Source organism: Butyrivibrio sp. XPD2006, from assembly GCF_000420865.1.
Classification (GTDB): Bacteria; Bacillota; Clostridia; order Lachnospirales; family Lachnospiraceae; genus Butyrivibrio.
In genome coordinates, this window is the sequence record NZ_ATVT01000009.1 from 1 (window position 1) to 19,851 (window position 19,851).

Here is a 19,851-nt window from a genome sequence, read left to right on the forward strand (position 1 = left end):
ATTCATTCTGTCAACTATTTTCGCAGAAAAAAAGACCCCTATACCATTTCTGGTATAAGAGTCTTATTTCCGTCACCCTTAACTTAATGACATTGTGCTCCATGCACGTCCTTTTTCATTTTACAGGGTGACAGAAGAGTGTGACATGGGGATATGAGGGAAGCAAAACGGCGAACAAATGTTCTAAAAATTGTAGACAATGTAATCTGAAAATGATATACTGACACCATATACGCACATGTTGTTTATGATTCATATTTGAGGGTTGGTTATGGACTTCAAATTACATTCGGAATATAAGCCTACCGGCGATCAGCCCCAGGCTATACAGAAACTTGTCGAGGGTTTCAAAGAGGGCAACCAGTTTGAAACTTTGCTCGGTGTTACCGGATCAGGTAAGACCTTTACCATGGCCAATGTTATTGCCGCGCTCAATAAGCCGACACTGATCATCAGCCATAACAAGACTCTGGCCGGTCAGCTCTACGGAGAGATGAAAGAGTTCTTTCCGGAGAACGCGGTGGAGTACTTTGTTTCATATTACGATTATTATCAGCCAGAGGCCTATGTGCCACAGACTGATACTTATATTGCCAAGGATTCTGCCATCAATGATGAGATTGATAAGCTAAGACTCTCTGCTACGGCATCTCTTGCGGAGAGGAAGGATGTCATTGTTGTAGCCAGTGTATCATGTATTTACGGACTTGGAAGTCCTGAGGAATTCAAGGGTATGTCAGTTTCTCTTCGTCCCGGCATGACCAAGGACAGAGATGAATTGATCAAAGACCTTGTGGCTATCCAGTACGACAGAAACGACATGGAACTTGGCAGATGCAATTTCAGGGTTCGCGGAGACACTGTAGAAGTTTTCCCGGCCAATGCTGATGATTACCTCATCAGGATTGAATTCTTTGGCGATGAGATAGACAGGATATGTGAGGTTGAACCTGTTACTTCCAAGGTCAGAAGTGAGCTGTCCCATGTGATGATATACCCGGCATCCCACTATGTTGTTCCGCAGGAGAAGATCAATGCTGCCTGTGACAATATTGAAAAAGAGCTGGAGGAGCAGGTTAAGTTCTTCAAGGGAGAAGACAGACTTATAGAGGCTCAGAGGATTGCTGAGCGAACAAACTTTGACGTAGAGATGATGAGGGAGACGGGATTTTGTTCCGGAATTGAGAACTACTCAAGGCATCTCAACTTTATGAAGCCGGGTGAGCCTCCGCTTACGCTATTGGACTTCTTTGATGACGACTTCCTTATCATTGTGGATGAGTCACACATGACAATACCTCAGGTTGGAGCAATGTACAACGGCGACAGGAGCAGGAAGCTTACTTTGGTGGATTATGGCTTCAGACTGCCGTCTGCTCTTGATAACAGACCCTTAAATTTTGAAGAGTTTGAGGGACATATTGACCAGATGCTGTTCTGCTCTGCGACTCCCGGAAGGTATGAGGAGGAGCATGAGCTTCTTCGTGCAGAGCAGGTGATCAGACCCACAGGTCTTTTGGATCCGGAAGTGGATGTAAGGCCCGTTGAGGGACAGATAGACGATCTCATCGGAGAGATCAGGAAAGAGATCGATAATAAGAATAAAGTCCTTGTGACAACACTTACCAAGAGAATGGCTGAGGATCTGACTCAGTACCTTGCAGAGTCCGGGATTAGGGTCAAGTATCTGCATTCGGATATTGATACTCTTGAGAGAGCTGAGATCATCAGAGATATGAGACTTGATGTTTTTGATGTGCTTGTAGGTATCAACCTTCTCAGAGAGGGACTTGATATACCCGAGATATCGCTGGTTGCAATTATAGATGCGGATAAAGAGGGATTCCTTCGTTCCGAGACATCTCTTATTCAGACCATCGGTCGTGCAGCCCGAAATTCAGAAGGCCATGTAATAATGTATGCCGACAATATGACGGACTCAATGAAAAAAGCTATAGATGAGACCAAGAGACGTCGTGCGATTCAGCAGAAATATAACGAGGAACACGGTATAACACCTCAGACCATCAAGAAGGCGGTCCGTGACCTTATCGCAGTTACCAAGGCTGTTGCCAAGGAAGAAGTCAAGTTTGAGAAGGATCCTGAATCCATGGACAGGGACGAGCTGGAGAAGCTCATTGCCCAGGTTCAGAAGAAGATGAAGAGAGCGGCTACGGAGCTGGATTTCGAGACAGCTGCAATGCTGCGTGATCAGCTCATAGACCTGAAGAAAGTTCATACAGAGTTGACGTCGGGGCTGTAAGAACTTAACGAGGTTTTTCGAGTTTGGTTCGAACGTGTTACTCCGAGCGAAGCGAGGAATAACTTCCTTGTAACAATGGAAGGGAATTAATATGTCAGACAATAAAATGACCAAAAAGAACACCACCAAGAGGATACTTCCCTCTGATATACATGACTATATCAGGGTGCGTGGTGCCAGTGAACATAATTTGAAACATGTTAACGTCAAGATACCAAGAGAGACGCTGACCGTCCTGACCGGCGTGTCAGGATCAGGCAAGTCATCTCTTGCTTTTGAGACGATTTTTGCAGAGGGACAGAGACGCTACATGGAGTCTCTTTCATCATACGCCAGGATGTTCCTGGGACAGATGGACAAGCCCAATGTTGAGGCTATAGAGGGACTTTCTCCCACTATATCCATCGATCAGAAATCCACCAACAAGAACCCCAGATCTACCGTTGGAACAGTAACTGAAATCTATGATCATTTCAGACTTCTCTATGCGAGGATCGGTATTCCTCACTGCCCCAACTGCGGAAGAGAGATTCGCAGACAGACAGTGGATGAGATGTGCGATCAGATCATGGCTCTGGGAGACGGAACCAAGCTTCAGATCATGGCACCTGTTGTAAGAGGCAAAAAGGGTGAACATCAAAAGACCCTGGACAGAGCAAAGCGTGCAGGCTATGTAAGAGCCAGGATCGACGGCAGCCAGTATGATATCTCCGAAGAAGAGATCAAACTGGACAAGAATATCAAGCACAACATTGAAATCATCGTAGACAGGATCGTAGTCAGAGATGACAACGAAAACCTCCGTCGCAGACTTACAGATTCCATTGAGAATGCGCTGCAGCTCACAGAGGGACTCCTTCTTGTAGATGTGGTGGATGGTCAGGAGCTGAGCTTTAGTCAGAGTTTTGCATGTCCTGACTGCGGGATCAGTATCCCTGAGATCGAGCCCAGAAGCTTTTCCTTCAACAATCCTTTCGGTGCATGCCCTGATTGCGTGGGGCTTGGATACAAGATGGAATTTGATGCCGATCTCATGATCCCCGATAAGAGTCTTTCCATCAATGACGGATGTATTGTTGTGATGGGATGGCAGTCTGCCAACAAGGATTCCAGCTTTAGCAACGCCGTACTCCGTACCCTTGCCAAAGAGTATAAATTCAGTCTTGATACACCTTTTGAGGAACTGTCTGAGGAAGTTCAGAATATGCTTATTTACGGGTCAGATCGGACTGTCAAGGTTCATTATAAAGGCCAGAGAGGTGAAGGCGATTACCCCATCAAGTTTGACGGCCTTATCAAGAATGTAGAACAGCGCTACAGGGAGACCTTCTCTGAAGCCATGAAGGCAGAATATGAGGAGTTCATGAGAATAACTCCTTGTCAGCTCTGTGGCGGACAGAGACTTAAGAAGGAGTCACTGGCTGTAACCATAGATGACAAGAATATTTACGAGATCACTTCCATGTCAATTGATGAGCTCCAAAGCTATCTTGAGAATATGAAGCTCACTACCCAGCAGGAGATGATAGGAGCTCAGGTCCTTAAGGAGATCAAGGCAAGAGTCGGATTCCTTGTGGATGTTGGACTTGATTACCTGTCACTTTCAAGAGCGACAGGAACACTTTCCGGAGGTGAGGCTCAGAGAATAAGGCTGGCAACACAGATAGGTTCCGGCCTCTGCGGAGTATGCTATATACTTGATGAGCCCAGTATCGGTCTCCATCAGAGGGACAATGACAAGCTCCTGAACACTCTTAAGAACCTGCGAGACCTTGGCAATACCCTTATCGTTGTTGAGCACGACGAAGATACCATGAGAGCTGCGGATTACATCGTGGATGTCGGGCCGGGGGCAGGTTCCCACGGAGGTAAGATCGTTGCCTGTGGAACTGCTGAGGATATCATGAAGGTAAAAGAGTCTGTGACAGGCCAGTATCTTTCAGGCAAACTCAAGATTGAAGTACCCGCAACCAGAAGGCAGCCCAAGGGATGGCTTAAGATAAAAGGTGCACAGGAGAACAATCTTAAGAATATCGACATTGATGTACCTGTTGGAGTAATGACCATTGTTACCGGTGTCTCCGGCTCAGGTAAGAGCTCTTTTGTCAATGAGATACTATATAAACACCTGGCAAGAGATCTCAACAGAGCAAGAGTGATTCCCGGCAAGCACAAGGGAATTGAGGGGCTGGAGCAGGTTGATAAGGTAATTGCAATCGATCAGTCTCCTATCGGAAGAACGCCGCGTTCAAACCCTGCAACTTACACCGGCGTATTTGATATGATCAGAGACCTCTTTGCCGGAACTCCCGATGCCAAGGCAAGAGGCTACAAGAAGGGCAGATTCTCCTTCAACGTCAAGGGCGGACGATGCGAAGCCTGTGGAGGTGACGGTATCATCAAGATTGAGATGCATTTCCTTCCTGATGTATACGTGCCATGTGAAGTCTGCGGAGGTAAGAGATACAACCACGAGACTCTGGAAGTCAGATACAAGGGCAAGAACATTTATGACGTCCTCGATATGACGGTTGAGGAGGCTCTTAAGTTCTTTGAGAACGTTAAGACCATAAAGCGTAAGATCCAGACTCTCTACGATGTGGGTCTTGGCTATGTGAAGCTCGGTCAGCCCAGTACTGAACTCTCCGGAGGTGAGGCTCAGAGGATCAAGCTTGCCACAGAGCTCAGTAAGGTTGGAACAGGTAAGACAGTTTATATCCTTGACGAGCCCACGACAGGCCTTCACTTTGCGGATGTTCAGAAGCTGGTTAAGATAATGCATACTCTGGTTGAACAGGGCAATACAGTTGTGGTCATCGAACACAATCTCGATGTTATCAAGACCGGAGATTATATCATAGACATGGGACCCGAGGGCGGTTCCAAGGGCGGAACGGTAGTAGTTGCCGGCACTCCCGAAGAAGTTGCAAAGTGCAAGAAGTCCTATACAGGTGCATATATTAAGCGTCTCCTTAAGTAAATGGGTTGTTGCGTGCAACATGGCAATCCGTATATTATAATTATAGAAAATATGCGACTTTCGGGAGGAAGACTATGTCCACAAGGGACTTTGATACAAGACCTATAGACCTCAGAAGGTTCTTTAGACAATTTGTTAAGAGATTCTGGATAGTTATCGCCGTCACTGTGCTTGGCGCAGTGCTCGGTTTTGTCAGCTATGTGATCTACAGCAACATCAAAAGCGGAAATACGGTTTACCGCATCAGGAACGACTACTATATCACCTTTAATCACGAGGAGTTTCCCAATGGTGTGGATTATTATAATGCCTACACCTGGGACGGAATCCTGAGGGATGACCCCATTGTGAACAAGGCTCTTGAGGTGGTGCCGGATGTTTCCAAGCAGCAGATATTAGAGAGCGTGACAGGCGAGATTCTCGGCGATTACAGGATACTTACTGTGGTCGTTACAGGTACTGATAAAGCTCTTGTTCAGAAGATTTCTGATGCTTATAAGATCGCGCTTCCTTCTTTTGCAGAGAAGATAGATATGCTGAAAACCATCGAACTCTGGACAGATGCTGAGATAGAGGTTTATGACGCATACACAAGAGAGAAAAATGCAGCGTTCCTTGGCGCGCTTATAGGTCTGTTCGTGAGCCTGTTTGCTGTGCTGATGTACGGAATTTTCGACGATGCCATCTATACCGAGAGAGACTGGGTTATCAGATACCCTCAGATTCCTTATCTTGGCAAAAGAGATACCGACGAGTACAACGCTAACAGATCACATCTTTTGCAGTATGACGGCAACTATATTGAGCTTGCCACAGATCAGTTCAGATATGATCTTAACGAGTTCGACAGGATGAGAGTAGCTGACGGTGTTATATTGAAGCTCAGATCCGGAAAAGATAAGACAGAGGATATGGACAAGGTTGTCTATACCCTTACCAAACAGGATATCAAAATTGTCGGGGTGATGGAGTAAATGGTTCTTTACGTTCTGATAGCTGCCATCACGATTGTTTTGGCATGCCGTGTTCAGACAATTGAAAACCCTCAGGGAGATATACTCATGGGATACACTACAAGGCAGAGGGCAAAAAGTGCCCTGTGTCTTGTTTCTGTGTTTGTGATACTTACAGCCTTGGCGTCTCTCAGACATGAAGTGGGCAATGACTACGGAACTTATGTCGTGACCTGCCATGAGATATTCCAGAGAGGCTATGTGGTTACAGAGCCCGGATATAACCTGGTTGTCAGGATCCTGTATACACTATCAGGCAAGGAAGATTATCTTCTTATGTTCGGAGTTTTTGGAGCTGCCATTGTTGCAATCTTTCTAAAGGTATTAAAAGACCAGAGTGACAGCTTTGCATGGGGCTTCTTTATATTCATGACCTTTGGACTCTATTACAAGAGCTTTAATACTGTAAGATATTACTTCGCCCTGGCCATTGCCACTTTTGCGCTGCGTTATCTTATAGATATCAACCGGCAGAATTTGATCAAGTTCTTTACATTGATCTTGTTTGCAGCTACCTTCCACAAGTCAGTGCTGGTAGTTATTCCGATGTATTTCCTTGCAAGGGTTCAGTGGAAGAGATGGGCACTTGTTCTTCTTGCAGCCTTTGCGGCCTTGGTAGGTCTTTTCAATAAACAGATAATGGATATTGCTCTTAAGCTCTATCCGTCTTACAGGAATACCGTATATATCGAGGAAGTTCATTCCATAATCGAATTTGCTGCGCCGATAGCAGGATGTATATTTGTTCTGGTGATATGTATTATCTGCTATGAAGATGCCATCAAGAATCGCATCGATAATCGTATGTATTTCAACATGAACATCATGGGAATGGCGCTGTACCTGAGCTGCTACTGGCTGCCACTGGTCACCAGATTTTCATATTACCTGACAACTGCGCAGATACTCCTTCTTCCGAATATCATCTGCAGTATCAGAAATCCCAGGAAGAAAAAGAGAGTTATGGTTGCTGTCATCATATTCTGCATATTGTACTTCATGTATTTCCTGAAGGAAGCTGATGCGGTAGGTGTAAGGGTTTTGCCCTATAAGAGCTGGCTTTTTTACGATCACAGATGGCTTAATCAGACGGACACTTTTTAAATGATGTGTATATGGCTATGATAGGAGGTTGCATATGAACAATGCCCCCCAGTATACAAAATCCTACGATGAATTCTTGAGGGAGAATCGAATAGCGGTAAACAAATCCCTCAATGTCGTTTTGTGGTTCTGCATTTTCACAGGGCCCGCAATAGCGCTTGGGGTTGCTGCAGATATATTCAAGAATGTAGGCTATGATATATGCATTCAGATATCTGTTATAGTGGCGATACTTGCCCTGGGACATTATCTGATGCTCAAGAAGTGGCCGGATTCCGTAGTGACCAGTATTACTGCGTTATTAGCTTTCAATATGCTTCTGGCTCATATGACCTATGGACGTGTTGCGGTTTATCTGACCTGGTTTTTGGTGCCGCTTCTTAGCCTGCTGTTTTGTGATACCAGGATATACATTTTCGCTGTAATTTCAAACTACTGCCTGATGCTGATTTCTACATGGATGGTGTCGCCTTATTTTTCAGGTATGAGATCTGATTATGATACGGCTTTGGCATATTATCTTAATGCCATTGGCGGATACACCATAGAGACGATCATCATGACATTCGCAGGACTTGCTCTTGGAAGACTGGCAACAAACTATTTCCGGGACACAATGGTCCAGCAGGAAGACCTGGTACAGCATGAATCTCAGATGACAGAGCAGCTCGATATTCTTGATTCCATGGCGGAAATTTATGACAAGGTTAATCTCATCGATTTCTACAAGATGACCGAGCGTCCTTTAAGAGACGATAACGTCGATGAGAAGCTCCACGAAAAGAGCCTTGACTTTGCGGTGTATGACCACACTTATATGACGCGCCAGATTATGGGCGATATTGTAGAGGATCAGGCAAAAGCGTTCATAAATTTTACGAATATAACGACTGTCCAGGACAGGCTTGGAAACAAAAAGATCATATCCGGTGAGTTTATCAACAAGTACAGCGGATGGTTCAGAGCTCAGTATATTGTGGCTGAAAGAGGCAGTGACGGCAGGCCGATGATCGTAGTCTTCACTGTCCAGAGCATAGAAGCTGAGAAGAGGCGTGAAGAGCATCTTATCCGTATAGCCATGACGGATGAGCTCACAAGACTCTATAACAGACGATGCTATGAGGAAGATATCCTTGAGTATCATGAAAAAGAGATCGAGGAGGATTTCTCTGTTTTCTCAATTGATGTAAACGGACTAAAGACTGCCAATGATACTAAGGGGCATGCGGCAGGCGACGAGCTCATAAAGGCTTGTTCCGAATGCTTGTTGAAGGCTGTCGCCTCAAGGGGCAAGGTTTATCGTACCGGTGGCGATGAGTTTATTGCTATTGTACATACCGATGACTCAGAGACTCTTCTTGCTGATATGAAGAAAGAGGCTGCATCCTGGCACGGCAAGTATCAGAACGAGCTTACGATATCCGTGGGATATGCGGCTCATAAAGATCATCCTGCACTCACCGTAGAAGATCTTGAGAAGGTGGCAGACAGAATGATGTACAGTGATAAGGCGGAGTATTACAGAACCGCAGGAATAGACAGAAGAAAACAATAATTGTATACTTAACGGGATAATTTATCATAAGATTTTCGGAGGATTTTGACATGAAGATGAGATATTGCAAGAGATGTCTGCAGCCCGATACAAGACCGGGTATCGTATTTGATGATGAGCAGATCTGCTTCGCCTGCAGATATGAGGAGTCCAAGGCTACAATAGACTGGGCTGCAAGAGAGGCAGAACTTAGAGGTTTTGCTGAGGAAGCCAAGGCAGAGGCCAAGAAGAGAGGAAACATCTACGACTGCATCATCGGAGTTTCCGGTGGTAAGGATTCAACCTTCCAGGCAGTATATGCCAAGGAGAAGCTGGGACTTAATCCGCTTCTTATCAACTGCATGCCTGATGAGATCACAGAGATCGGCCGCAAGAATATCAACAACCTCAACAACCTTGGTTTTGACATTATCTCAATTCGTCCAAATCCTATCGTTGCCAAGAAGCTTGCAAGAAAGTCATTCTTTGAACGCGGTAATATCATCGCTGCTTCAGAGTACTGTCTCTGGGCTTCTTCATACATCATGGCTGTTAAGTTCAATATCCCGCTCATTATCCAGGGTGAGAACGCCGCTCTCACACTCGGCGCTGCCAAGAACCAGGAAGCAACCGGTAATGCTTTCTCAGTAATGCAGCTCGAGACTATCCGTGGAGCAAGTGTGGACAGCTTCGTTGACCTGTCCAATAACATTACTGAGAAAGATCTTTTCCTTTACAAGATACCTACAGTTGAGGAGATGCAGGCAAAGGGCATCAAGGCCATCTTCCTTCAGTACTATGCTAAGGAGTGGTCACAGGTTTACAACGCAGACTTTGCCGTTGCAAGAGGACTCACAGGAAGATCGGGAGATCTTCACGATCTTGGCCGCTACAGAAGATATACAGCACTTGACTGCGATCTTCAGATTCCTAACCAGATGATCAAGTATCTCAAGTTTGGTTTCGGATATGCTACAGACGAGATCTGCTACGACATCAGAGAGGGCAGATTCACAAGAGAAGACGGCAAGTGGTACGTCAATGAGTACGACGGTCTCTGCGGACCTCAGTACATCGCCAAGGCCTGCAAGTACCTGTCAATCACCGAGGCAGAGTTCTGGGAGGTTGTGGACAAGTACGTCAACAGAGATCTCTTCGAGAAAGTAAACGGAAAATGGACTCCTAAGTTCACAGTTGGTGAGGACTATGAATCATAAGATAAAAAAGTATTGGTATATGTACTTAACAGGAACACTGCTTCTTATACAAGCGGCAGTGTTCCTTGTATTTCGTGGGGAGAGCTATTTTCAGATCCACGATAATTTAGATTTGTTTATGGGGCACTACGAGATGCTCAAGAAGGCACACCTCTGGTTTGCCCACGGAGTTGACGCCCCTATTCTTCACGGAGTTTCCAGAGACCTGTTTGGATCTGAGTTTAATCTCTACAATTTCTTTTACATAATACTGCCTACCTATTGGGCTTATCTTGCGGGATACGCTGCCAAGATCGCTATCGGCATGATCTCGTTTATCCTTCTGGCAAAAGACATTTACAAGGAGCGCTACGAAAACTACAAGCCCCTTGTCATTGTCATTGCAGCTGCATTCGGAATGATCCCGGTTTTCCCGACCTATGGCATTGCTTTTACGTCGGTGCCTTTTATAGTTCTTTTCCTGAGAAAGATATACTTTGCAGAGAGCGTAAAAGAGAGGCTTCCCTGGTATCTGGCGGTGTTCTTTTATCCGCTGATTTCCTATTTCTCATATCACGGCTTCTTTATTCTGAGCTATATGGTATGTGCAGTTATCATTCTGTGGATCAGGGATAAGAAGTTCCCTCTCAGCACTTTTGTATCGATCGTTGTTCTGTCTCTTGGATATATTCTTCTTGAGTACAGGCTTTTTGGCGCAATGCTAGGAAGCGACACAGTGACCATCAGGACAACAATGGACCACGGCGATCTGAGTTTCGGACAGGCTATGGCAACAGCCTTCAGCGAGTTTGTAAATGCATCTTTCCATTCGGAGGATTCACATACATACATTGTTCTGGGAGTGGTGCTGATTGCACTGGTGATCATAAACGTGGGACACGTAAGAGCTGGTAAGGCAAAAGAGATGCTGACAGATCCCATAAATCTTGTGATGCTGTGGATCATCTTCAATGTGCTGATATTCGGCCTCTATCAGTTTGCGCCTTTCAGACATCTCTTTGAGATGCTGGTTCCGCCGCTTACAGGTTTTGAGTTTGCAAGAACCGCTTATTTCAATACTTTCCTTTGGTACGCAGAGCTTCTACTTGTCTGCATCCGCATGTACGATTACGGGAAAAAGAACCTTAAGCTTCTTGCTAATGTGATCGTTACTCTGGCAGTGCTTGTTGTAATGTTTGTTCCGCAGGTTTACAACGATTTCTATTACACCTGCTACAATCAGGCATACAAGGTGATCAAGCACAAAGAGACCAGCACTGTTAATTACAACGAGTTCTATTCGGCAGAGCTCTTTGAGAAGATAAAAGATGAGATCGGTTATAACGGAGAGTGGTCAGCTTCTTACGGCTTCCATCCTGCAATTCTTAATTACAACGGTATAGCATCGGTTGATGGATACCTCGGAATGTATGCCCAGGACTACAAGGATAAGTGGACCAGGATCATCGAGCCTGCTTTTGAGGGTTCACCTTCACTGGCGTCATACTTCGTCGGATGGGGAGCAAGGGTTAACCTTATTTCTGCTGACGATGAGAACACTTACGCTCCGCTTCGTGTGATGGATCCTGTGGATAAGCGTCTTGTCGCTGATATGGATGAGCTTAAGAGCCTTGACTGCAAGTATATCTTTGCAAGGTTTGAGATCAGTAATGCTGCAGAGATCGGTCTTAAACTTGTTGGCTGTTACACGGATGAGAGCAGTCCATATACCATTTATGTTTATGAACTGTAAGCACCTTGAGATTGGTGTGATAATTCTGTGATAAATCTAATGCTACTATCATTTTGTTGAGAAAAATGATAGGCCACAACGGCCGCTTAAGAGAGAAGAGGAGACAGATTTATTATGAAGAGAAGAATTGCACTTTTAATGGTTGGTGTTATGTTTGGACTTACAGCTTGCGGAACACAGCAGGTAGCAGAAGCACCTGCTGAGCAGGCACAGGAGACCGAGGCTGCTACGGAAGTTGCAGAACAGGCACCCGAGAAAGAAGTAGTTTCTGACTTTGAAGAGAACATTACTTATGTTGAAGACATGGTTCTTTCAACAGATCTTTATTCAATTACAATGCCCGAGGAGTTCAAGGGCAAATTCCTTGCATACATAAATGGAAACGAGATCAGCTTCTACGACAAGGCAAGCCACGAAGCAGGCTTTGGTGGATATGCATTTTCCGTAGTTGCAGATGTAGACAAGAACTATATTGCAGGCGGAATGTACACAAAGGTTGGCGAGATCATGACTTCCGACGGCCAGTTCGTAGATGTATTAAAGGGCTATCCTTCAGATGTTCAGTGGGATTACGTAACATATCAGGATATGGAATCAGCTGAGGATTACAACAAGCTTTATCTGGCAACTGACAGCATCATTGAATCCATTGAGGCAAAAGAAGGTAACTACTTCATGTACGGAGCAGGTATCAAGGGTGAGGACCTGTACTTTGTTACACTTGATTCATTTGTTCAGGCCTGCACAGAGGGCTGGGATGCAGCCAAGTTTGAGGAGAATGGCCTTAGCCCGGAGTATGGTGCACTCATCCAGAACGAGGGCGAGAAGGCACTTGATAAGATTGGCTATGCTTACAGGGATATCTCAAGCGATGGTGTTGACGATCTCCTCATCGGTGTTATCGGAGATAGCAGCGAGCCTACCGTGGTGTACGACATCTACACCATGGTAAACAGAGAGCCGGCACACGTTATCAGCGGAACTTCAAGAAACAGATGCTATGCCCTTGAGTACAGCGGATTTGCAAATGTTGCTTCCGGCGGTGCAAATGAAAACGAAGTGGCTTTATATGAGATCGAACCCGGCACAACAAATCTTATGCAGCAGTTCACACTTAAGTATGACGGCTACGAAGATGAGAAGAATCCCTGGTTTGTAAGCTACGATGACGGAGCGACCTGGGAGAGCATGACCGAGGAAGAATACACAGACAGACTTAAGATGACTGAGGAGAGATATTTAAATCTCGACCTTAAGCCCATCTCAGACCTTATTCCCATAGATTATTCAAAGGTTGATCTTAGCAAGTACGGAACCTTCACCAAGATGATCGATGACTTCAAGCCCGGCATGGGATATGCCAATGAACCTGTCGGCGATACAGATGTATTCTTTGTTTCAAGCGCATGCTACAACGGCGAGAACGATACTAAGAATGCCATCGATTCAACACTGTTTGTATATGACAATGATGCTATTGCTATGATTGGTCAGGTGGCTTCAATCGGAACAGCTTATCCTGTTACCATCAACGATGGCTACATTTACGTCGGTGGACATCACAACGTGTTCAAATACACAGTGAAGGACGGTAAGCTTGTAGTGGCTGAGGAAGCTTCAGAAGTCTTCGACACCAACGGTAACTCAACATACTACTACGCGGCAGACGGAGCTGAAGCTCAGGAAGTTAAGGACGACTCCAATCTTACAAGAATCTTCGATGAATACTTCTCAGGCAAGCCTGTAGAGTACTCAGTCGTACAATAATGAGTCACCGGTGACGTTTCGAGTCACCGGGGACGTTTCAAATTGACTCACATGTTTATGATTCCTATATATTTTGCTTGAATAAAAGGTGTTTGCTCATGGCATAGAGCAAGCACCTTTTTACTTGTAAAGAGACAAGGGGAGTCAAGGGGACGGTTCTGTTGGCTTGCTATGCGAGGAGGCAAAGGAACGGTTCTAGTGACTCGCTATGCGAGTGGTTGCTTGCGTTAGGGGATATAGGCACTTGCCTGGAACAGAGATTTATCACAAAAGCTTTGTAGTCTGGTAGTTGTGATGCTGAAGAAAATTTAAATGTCGAATTTTCTACATATATGAGAAAAAGTGCCCTTTGGGCATAGAAAATATTGAAGTAAAAAAATGGAGATGCTCATTTTTTCTACATATATGAAAAAAAGTACCTCGTGGGCATAGAATTTGATTGAACTGTTTCTATATATATGACAAAAACTTGGCTGTGGGCGTAGAAAATTTGGCGTTCAAAGATTTTGAAGGCAAAATCTTTCTACATATAGCCGAAAAAGTGCCTTTTGGGTATAGAAAATGGGACAATATGTTGAAGAGAGCCGCCTCTACGACTCAAAATGAGTCAATCTGAAACGTCCCCGGTGACTCATCTTTTTTATTTGGCGCAATTAGAATATAATACTTGATATGAGTAAAAGAGATGACACAAGAATTTACATATGCCATACCTACTACCACGCCTATATCGCGGTGGTGAAAGAGTTGGTGAAAAAACATGACAGCGAAGCAAAAGCGGACATCATGCTGAGCACCATGTCCAATGACTTTGGAAGGCTGAAAGAGCGTCTCGAGAGAGCCGGAGTCTTCGATAAAGTCTACATGTTTGACGAGAAGGAAGATGTGACCAGCGAAGAAGTCATGAGCTATCACAGGGACAAGGGCAACATCGTTGCAAACCTTCTTCAGAGGATCACTTACACCAAACTCCTTGGCAAGCTCCAGGAACCTCACATTCCGACGGATCTTTCGACCTACGGCGATGTATACGTGTTCTGCGATTCGGACCCTATCGGCTACTACCTGAATTACAAGAAGATCCGCTATCACGCCATTGAGGATGGTCTGAATTCCGGAAGACTTGATGATCAGGCTCGAAACGCCAACAGAGGAGCGTGGCCACTTAAGCGCGCCATGGCAGCGCTTGGGCTTATCTTTATCGAGAGCGGATACAGCAGATACTGCATTGACTATGAAGTAAACGACATCAGCGCCAATCATTCTCTTCCGCCAAACGTGGTGGAGGAGTCCAGGGAAGAGCTCGATAAGAAACTAACACCTGAGGACCATAGGATTCTTGTGGATATCTTCCTTGAGAACAAAGACAGCGTTGTAGGTCAGCTTCTCGGAGATGGCAGCGACAAACGCCCTCAGGTCATGATACTGACTGAACCCCTGTGCGAAATGGACGTCAGGAAAAAGCTCTTTTCCGACATAATAGATGAGTACAAGGCGGATAACCGCGTTATCATCAAGCCTCATCCAAGGGATGTTCTCGACTATGAAAAAGAATTCCCGGATACAGTTGTCATCAGAGACAAATTCCCGATGGAAGTTCTTGGCGACATCGAGGGCTTTAAGGTTGATAAGGTAATCTCTGTCATAACTCAGATGGAGAATGTTTATTTTGCAAAAGAGATCGTCTACCTGGGACTGGATTTCCTTGATAAATACGAGGATCCTTCCATTCACAGAAAGACTGAGAATCTGGACAAATAAATCGAGGAAGTTATAATGGCATTGTTTTTACGTAATGCGACAATTGAAGATGCGCAGGATGTCTTTAACTGGAGAAACGACCCCACCACCCGCGCGAACTCTTTTAACAAGGACGAGATCGACCTTGAGAGCCATATGCTATGGTTCGGCAAGCGCCTTGGCCGGGAGAACACACTTATGTACATTCTGATGAACGGAAACAAAAAAGTCGGCAACATCAGAATTGACATAGAAGGTACGACTGGAGAGATCAGTTATATGATAGCACCCGAGGCACGCGGAAAGGGCTATGGCAAAAAGATACTCGCTCTTTTGGAAAAGACTCTGTCGGAGAGCGAAGCGGGAGAGCGGATAAACAGGCTGTCCGGAAGCGTACTTAAAGGCAACAGGGCTTCCTGCAGATGCTTTCTTGCGAACGGATACAGCGAGACAGAGCAAGAAGATTCCTACTTCTTCACAAAAGAAATTTGAGGTGACAAACGACCATGTTTAATAAAGAAATCAAAATCGGAAACAAAACGGTTGGAGAAAACCACCCGGCCATGATAGTGGCTGAGCTTTCCGGCAATCATAACGGAGACTATAACAGAGCTATAGAGATCATCCACGCTGCCAAGGAAGCGGGCGCGGATGCCATCAAGCTCCAGACATATACAGCGGATACCATAACCATTGACTGTGATAAGCCGTGGTTTATGACACCCGGCGACGGACTCTGGGCCGGAAGAACCCTTCATAACCTCTACGAGGAGGCCTATACACCCTGGGAGTGGCATGAAGGTCTTTTTGCTGAGGCAAGAAAGCTTGGGATGGAGGCGTTCTCATCACCCTTTGATCCCACATCGGTGGATTACCTCGAGAATCTGAATGTCCCTGCTTATAAGATCGCAAGCTTCGAGATAAACGACATTCCCCTTATCAGGAAGATCGCAAGGCTCGGCAAGCCAATTATCTTCGCAACAGGAATTGCATACGTGGAGGACATTGAGCTAGCTCTTAACACCTGCAAGGAAGAGGGTAACGATAACGTGATCCTTCTTAAGTGCGTCAGTGCATATCCTACACCTTACAACCTTGTTAACCTTCGCATGATGCAGGGCCTTAAGGACAAGTACGACTGCGTTGTGGGCCTTTCCGATCACACACCGGGAGGAACAATCCCTGTGGGCAGCATAGCCCTCGGCGCTAAGATGATAGAGAAGCACCTGACACTTAGCCGTTCCGCAGGCGGAGTTGACGATGCCTTCTCCATGGAGCCCGCTGAGTTTGCGCAGATGGTAAAGGAAGTGCGCATCATGGAAGAAGCCCTTGGTTCTTATGAGTACAAGCTCACTGACAAGCAGATCAAGGAGAGGAGCCTCTCCAGATCTCTTTTTGTGGTAAAAGACATGAAGAAGGGCGAAGTCATAACAGAAGAAAATGTCAGATCCATCCGCCCCGGAAACGGAATGCACACCAAACACTACGAGGAAGTCCTTGGCAAAAAGGCTTCCCGTGACATAGAGAAAGGCACACCCCTTAGCTGGGAGCTTATTGACTGATGATCGGTATTAGAGCAGATGCCAACAGAATAATCGCAACAGGTCACGTCATGCGCTGCATTACTATCGCCAAGGAAATAGTAAAGCAGGGAGAGTCTGTGACCTTTTTTGTGGCGGATGAAGAGTCGGGGGAGCTGGTTGAGCTCTACGCAAAAGGTGTTTCCGGTATCGAGACGGTCATCCTTGGCAGCAATTGGCAGGACATGGAAAAAGAAATCCCGGCTCTGAGACACGAGCTTGAAGAGCGGAAGATCACGGCGCTCCTGGTGGATTCCTATCAGGTTACCGTCAGATACTTTGAAGAACTTAAGGATATTTGCGCCCTGGCCTACATGGATGATCTGGGAAAAGAGCCTTATCCGGTGGATATACTCATCAACTACAGCGGATATTATGAGATGCTGGATTACGACAGGCTTTACAAGGGACAAAGCGGCCATAACGGAAAGCCTACAGAGCTGCTGCTTGGCCTGTCTTACGCACCTCTTCGGGAGCAGTTTTATCAGAAAGACGGTCATGCGGACTCGGAAAAGGACAAACCGGCTATCCTTTTAGCTTCCGGCGGAGCCGACATGTACCGGATGCTCTCCGGTGTGTTAAAGGCATTTGAGGAGCACGGAATAACAGATCAGGCCTGCATTAAAGTTGTTGCAGGCAGCATGGTGGGCAATCTCGATGAACTCGAGAGCTTTTCTGCAAAACACGAAAGCGTCGAGATACTAAAGAATGTTGATCACATGGCAGAGCTGATGAGGAACTGCGACATGGCAGTGGCAGCAGCCGGAACAATGCTTACAGAGTGCGCAGCAGTAGGGCTTCCTGTTGTTTTCTATCAGGTGGCGGACAACCAGAAGTTCAACGTATCATTCTGGCAGGGCACAGGCGGAATGTCTTTTGCCGGAGACGTCACAGAAGAGGGAAAGAGAGACATGGCCTTGCAGAATATCTGCAGGGAAGTGAAATGTCTTTTGACAGATAAAGAAAAAATACCGGCTATGAAGAGAGCCCTTGCGGATGTCACGGACGGCCGCGGAGCTGTAAGGATTGCAAAAGCTCTTTTAACCAAAAACTAAGTGAGGATTTATCTATGAAAACACTGGCTATGATCACAGCAAGGGGAGGCAGCAAGAGGATTCCCCGTAAGAATATCAAGGAGTTTAACGGAAAGCCCATCATCGCATACTCAATCGAGGCGGCGCTCTCATCCGGAGTGTTTGACGAAGTGATGGTTTCCACGGATGATGAAGAGATTGCGGAGATCGCCAAAAAGTACGGAGCTAAGGTTCCTTTCCTCAGAAGTGAAAAAACGGCCAATGACTTTGCCACAACCGTTGATGTCATCGAAGAGGTGCTGAATACCTACAAGGACAGGGGCAAGGAGTTTGATATTTTCTGCTGCATCTATCCTACAGCGCCGTTTATAACAGCGAAGAGGTTAAAAGACGCTGTGGAGGAACTCTCAGCCTCCTATGCGGATTCGCTTATCCCAGTGGTGAGATTTTCATATCCGCCGCAGAGGGCCATGGAGATCCATGATGGAAAGCTTGTGTTCAGGCAGCCCGAGAATCTCTCAAAGAGAAGTCAGGACCTTGAGCCTCATTTCCACGATGCGGGACAGTTCTATGTTGTGAGGAGCGAGAGCTTTTTTAAGAACCACGGAATAATGGTGGGAGATATTCTGCCGATGGAACTTTCTGAGCTTGAGGTACAGGACATTGACAACGAGGTTGACTGGAAGCTGGCAGAGCTTAAATACAATCTTTTGAATGAAGGTTAAGTAACGAGAGAGGGCGTCCGATATATATAAAGGATGAATGCCCTCTTTTAAATTGTCTTTCTTTGGGTTATAATGTGGAATGAAATCATAGACTTATTGTATTATCCGCATTTATGCGCTTTGATAAATGCGTTGAAAGGGGTATTTGAGAATTATGCAGTATGCAGATATCGGAATCGATTTAGGTACAGCCTCTGTACTTGTATATATCAAGGGCAAGGGCGTTGTTTTAAAAGAGCCATCAGTTGTGGCATATGACAGAGATACAGAAGAAATCAAGGCTATCGGTGAGGATGCAAGACTCATGCTTGGTCGTACACCGGGCAACATCGTTGCAGTAAGACCTCTTCGCCAGGGAGTTATCTCAAACTACAAGATAACCGAGCAGATGATGAGATACTTCATCAAGAAGGCTATCGGCAGAAGGATCCACAGAAAGCCGTTTATCGCAGTATGTGTACCTTCAGGTGCAACTGAGGTTGAGAAGAAGGCTGTAGAAGATGCTACAAGACTTTGCGGAGCCAGAGATGTTGAGACCATCGAGGAGCCCATCGCAGCAGCTATCGGAGCCGGAATTGATATTACAAAACCATGTGGAAACATGATCGTTGATATAGGCGGCGGCACATCAGATATTGCTGTTATCTCTCTCGGAGGAACAGTTGTCAGCACATCAGTTAAGGTTGCGGGCGATGACTTCGACGAGGCGATTGTTCGTTACATGCGTAAGAAACACAATCTTCTTATCGGTGACAGAACTGCCGAGGACATCAAGATCAAGATCGGTTCAGCTTACCCAAGAGCTGAGAACGACACAATGGACGTTCGCGGAAGAAACCTTGTAACAGGTCTTCCCAAGACAGTAAGAGTATCTTCAGAGGAGACAGAGGAGGCGCTCAGAGAGCCTACATCACAGATCATCGAGGCTATCCACAGCGTGCTTGAGAACACACCTCCGGAGCTGGCAGCGGATATCGCTGACAGAGGAATTGTCCTTACAGGTGGCGGAGCTCTTCTTCGCGGACTTGAGGATCTCATTTATTCAAAGACAGGTATCAATACCATGACCGCTGAGGATCCAATGACAGCCGTTGCTATCGGAACAGGCCGTTACATTGAGTTCATCTCAGGTTATCACGAGGACTAATATGCACTGCTCATG

General features: G+C 45.8%; 14 protein-coding genes. All 14 read left to right on the plus strand.

Annotation, left to right across the window (positions count from 1 at the left end; all coding sequences use genetic code 11):
* Positions 1-271: 271 nt before the first annotated feature.
* The 14 genes from uvrB (at position 272) to G590_RS0111060 (ending at position 19,836) form a co-directional block, all read left to right on the plus strand.
* On the plus strand, positions 272-2,263 hold the full coding sequence (gene uvrB / locus G590_RS0110995) for an excinuclease ABC subunit UvrB (RefSeq protein WP_022765717.1): 1,992 nt from the start codon (positions 272-274) through the stop codon (positions 2,261-2,263).
* A 106-nt stretch (positions 2,264-2,369) separates the two neighbouring features.
* Positions 2,370-5,243, plus strand: coding sequence for an excinuclease ABC subunit UvrA (gene uvrA, locus G590_RS0111000; RefSeq protein WP_051142146.1), 2,874 nt, complete (start codon positions 2,370-2,372; stop codon positions 5,241-5,243).
* A gap of 74 nt (positions 5,244-5,317) precedes the next feature.
* Positions 5,318-6,217 (plus strand): hypothetical protein, encoded by a 900-nt coding sequence (locus tag G590_RS0111005; protein WP_022765719.1) that lies wholly within the window; start codon positions 5,318-5,320, stop codon positions 6,215-6,217.
* A complete protein-coding gene (locus G590_RS0111010; protein ID WP_022765720.1) occupies positions 6,218-7,360 on the plus strand; it encodes an EpsG family protein in 1,143 nt (380 codons plus the stop codon).
* A gap of 34 nt (positions 7,361-7,394) precedes the next feature.
* Positions 7,395-8,915 carry a GGDEF domain-containing protein gene (locus tag G590_RS20670; RefSeq protein ID WP_022765721.1) on the plus strand — a complete coding sequence of 507 codons (1,521 nt, stop codon included), beginning with the start codon at positions 7,395-7,397 and terminating at the stop codon, positions 8,913-8,915.
* Positions 8,916-8,965: 50 nt separating this feature from the next.
* A complete protein-coding gene (locus G590_RS19275; RefSeq protein WP_022765722.1) occupies positions 8,966-10,111 on the plus strand; it encodes an N-acetyl sugar amidotransferase in 1,146 nt (381 codons plus the stop codon).
* A complete protein-coding gene (locus G590_RS0111025) occupies positions 10,101-11,843 on the plus strand; it encodes a DUF6044 family protein (RefSeq protein ID WP_022765723.1) in 1,743 nt (580 codons plus the stop codon). Before G590_RS19275 ends, G590_RS0111025 begins: the two co-directional genes overlap by 11 nt.
* Before the next feature lie 114 nt (positions 11,844-11,957).
* Positions 11,958-13,610 (plus strand): hypothetical protein, encoded by a 1,653-nt coding sequence (locus tag G590_RS0111030; protein ID WP_022765724.1) that lies wholly within the window; start codon positions 11,958-11,960, stop codon positions 13,608-13,610.
* A gap of 672 nt (positions 13,611-14,282) precedes the next feature.
* Positions 14,283-15,371 carry a glycosyltransferase family 52 gene (locus G590_RS0111035; RefSeq protein ID WP_035763124.1) on the plus strand — a complete coding sequence of 363 codons (1,089 nt, stop codon included), beginning with the start codon at positions 14,283-14,285 and terminating at the stop codon, positions 15,369-15,371.
* A gap of 15 nt (positions 15,372-15,386) precedes the next feature.
* Positions 15,387-15,842, plus strand: a complete 456-nt coding sequence (locus tag G590_RS20675) for a GNAT family N-acetyltransferase (protein ID WP_022765726.1) — start codon at positions 15,387-15,389, stop codon at positions 15,840-15,842.
* A gap of 14 nt (positions 15,843-15,856) precedes the next feature.
* Positions 15,857-16,912, plus strand: a complete 1,056-nt coding sequence (gene pseI / locus G590_RS0111045; RefSeq protein ID WP_022765727.1) for a pseudaminic acid synthase — start codon at positions 15,857-15,859, stop codon at positions 16,910-16,912.
* The gene (pseG, locus tag G590_RS0111050; RefSeq protein WP_022765728.1) at positions 16,912-17,985 is read left to right on the plus strand and encodes a UDP-2,4-diacetamido-2,4,6-trideoxy-beta-L-altropyranose hydrolase; all 1,074 of its coding nucleotides are present in this window, start codon (positions 16,912-16,914) and stop codon (positions 17,983-17,985) included. Before pseI ends, pseG begins: the two co-directional genes overlap by 1 nt.
* A 14-nt stretch (positions 17,986-17,999) precedes the next feature.
* On the plus strand, positions 18,000-18,689 hold the full coding sequence (pseF, locus tag G590_RS0111055) for a pseudaminic acid cytidylyltransferase (protein ID WP_022765729.1): 690 nt from the start codon (positions 18,000-18,002) through the stop codon (positions 18,687-18,689).
* A 154-nt stretch (positions 18,690-18,843) separates the two neighbouring features.
* Positions 18,844-19,836, plus strand: a complete 993-nt coding sequence (locus tag G590_RS0111060) for a rod shape-determining protein (protein WP_022765730.1) — start codon at positions 18,844-18,846, stop codon at positions 19,834-19,836.
* Positions 19,837-19,851: the final 15 nt, after the last annotated feature.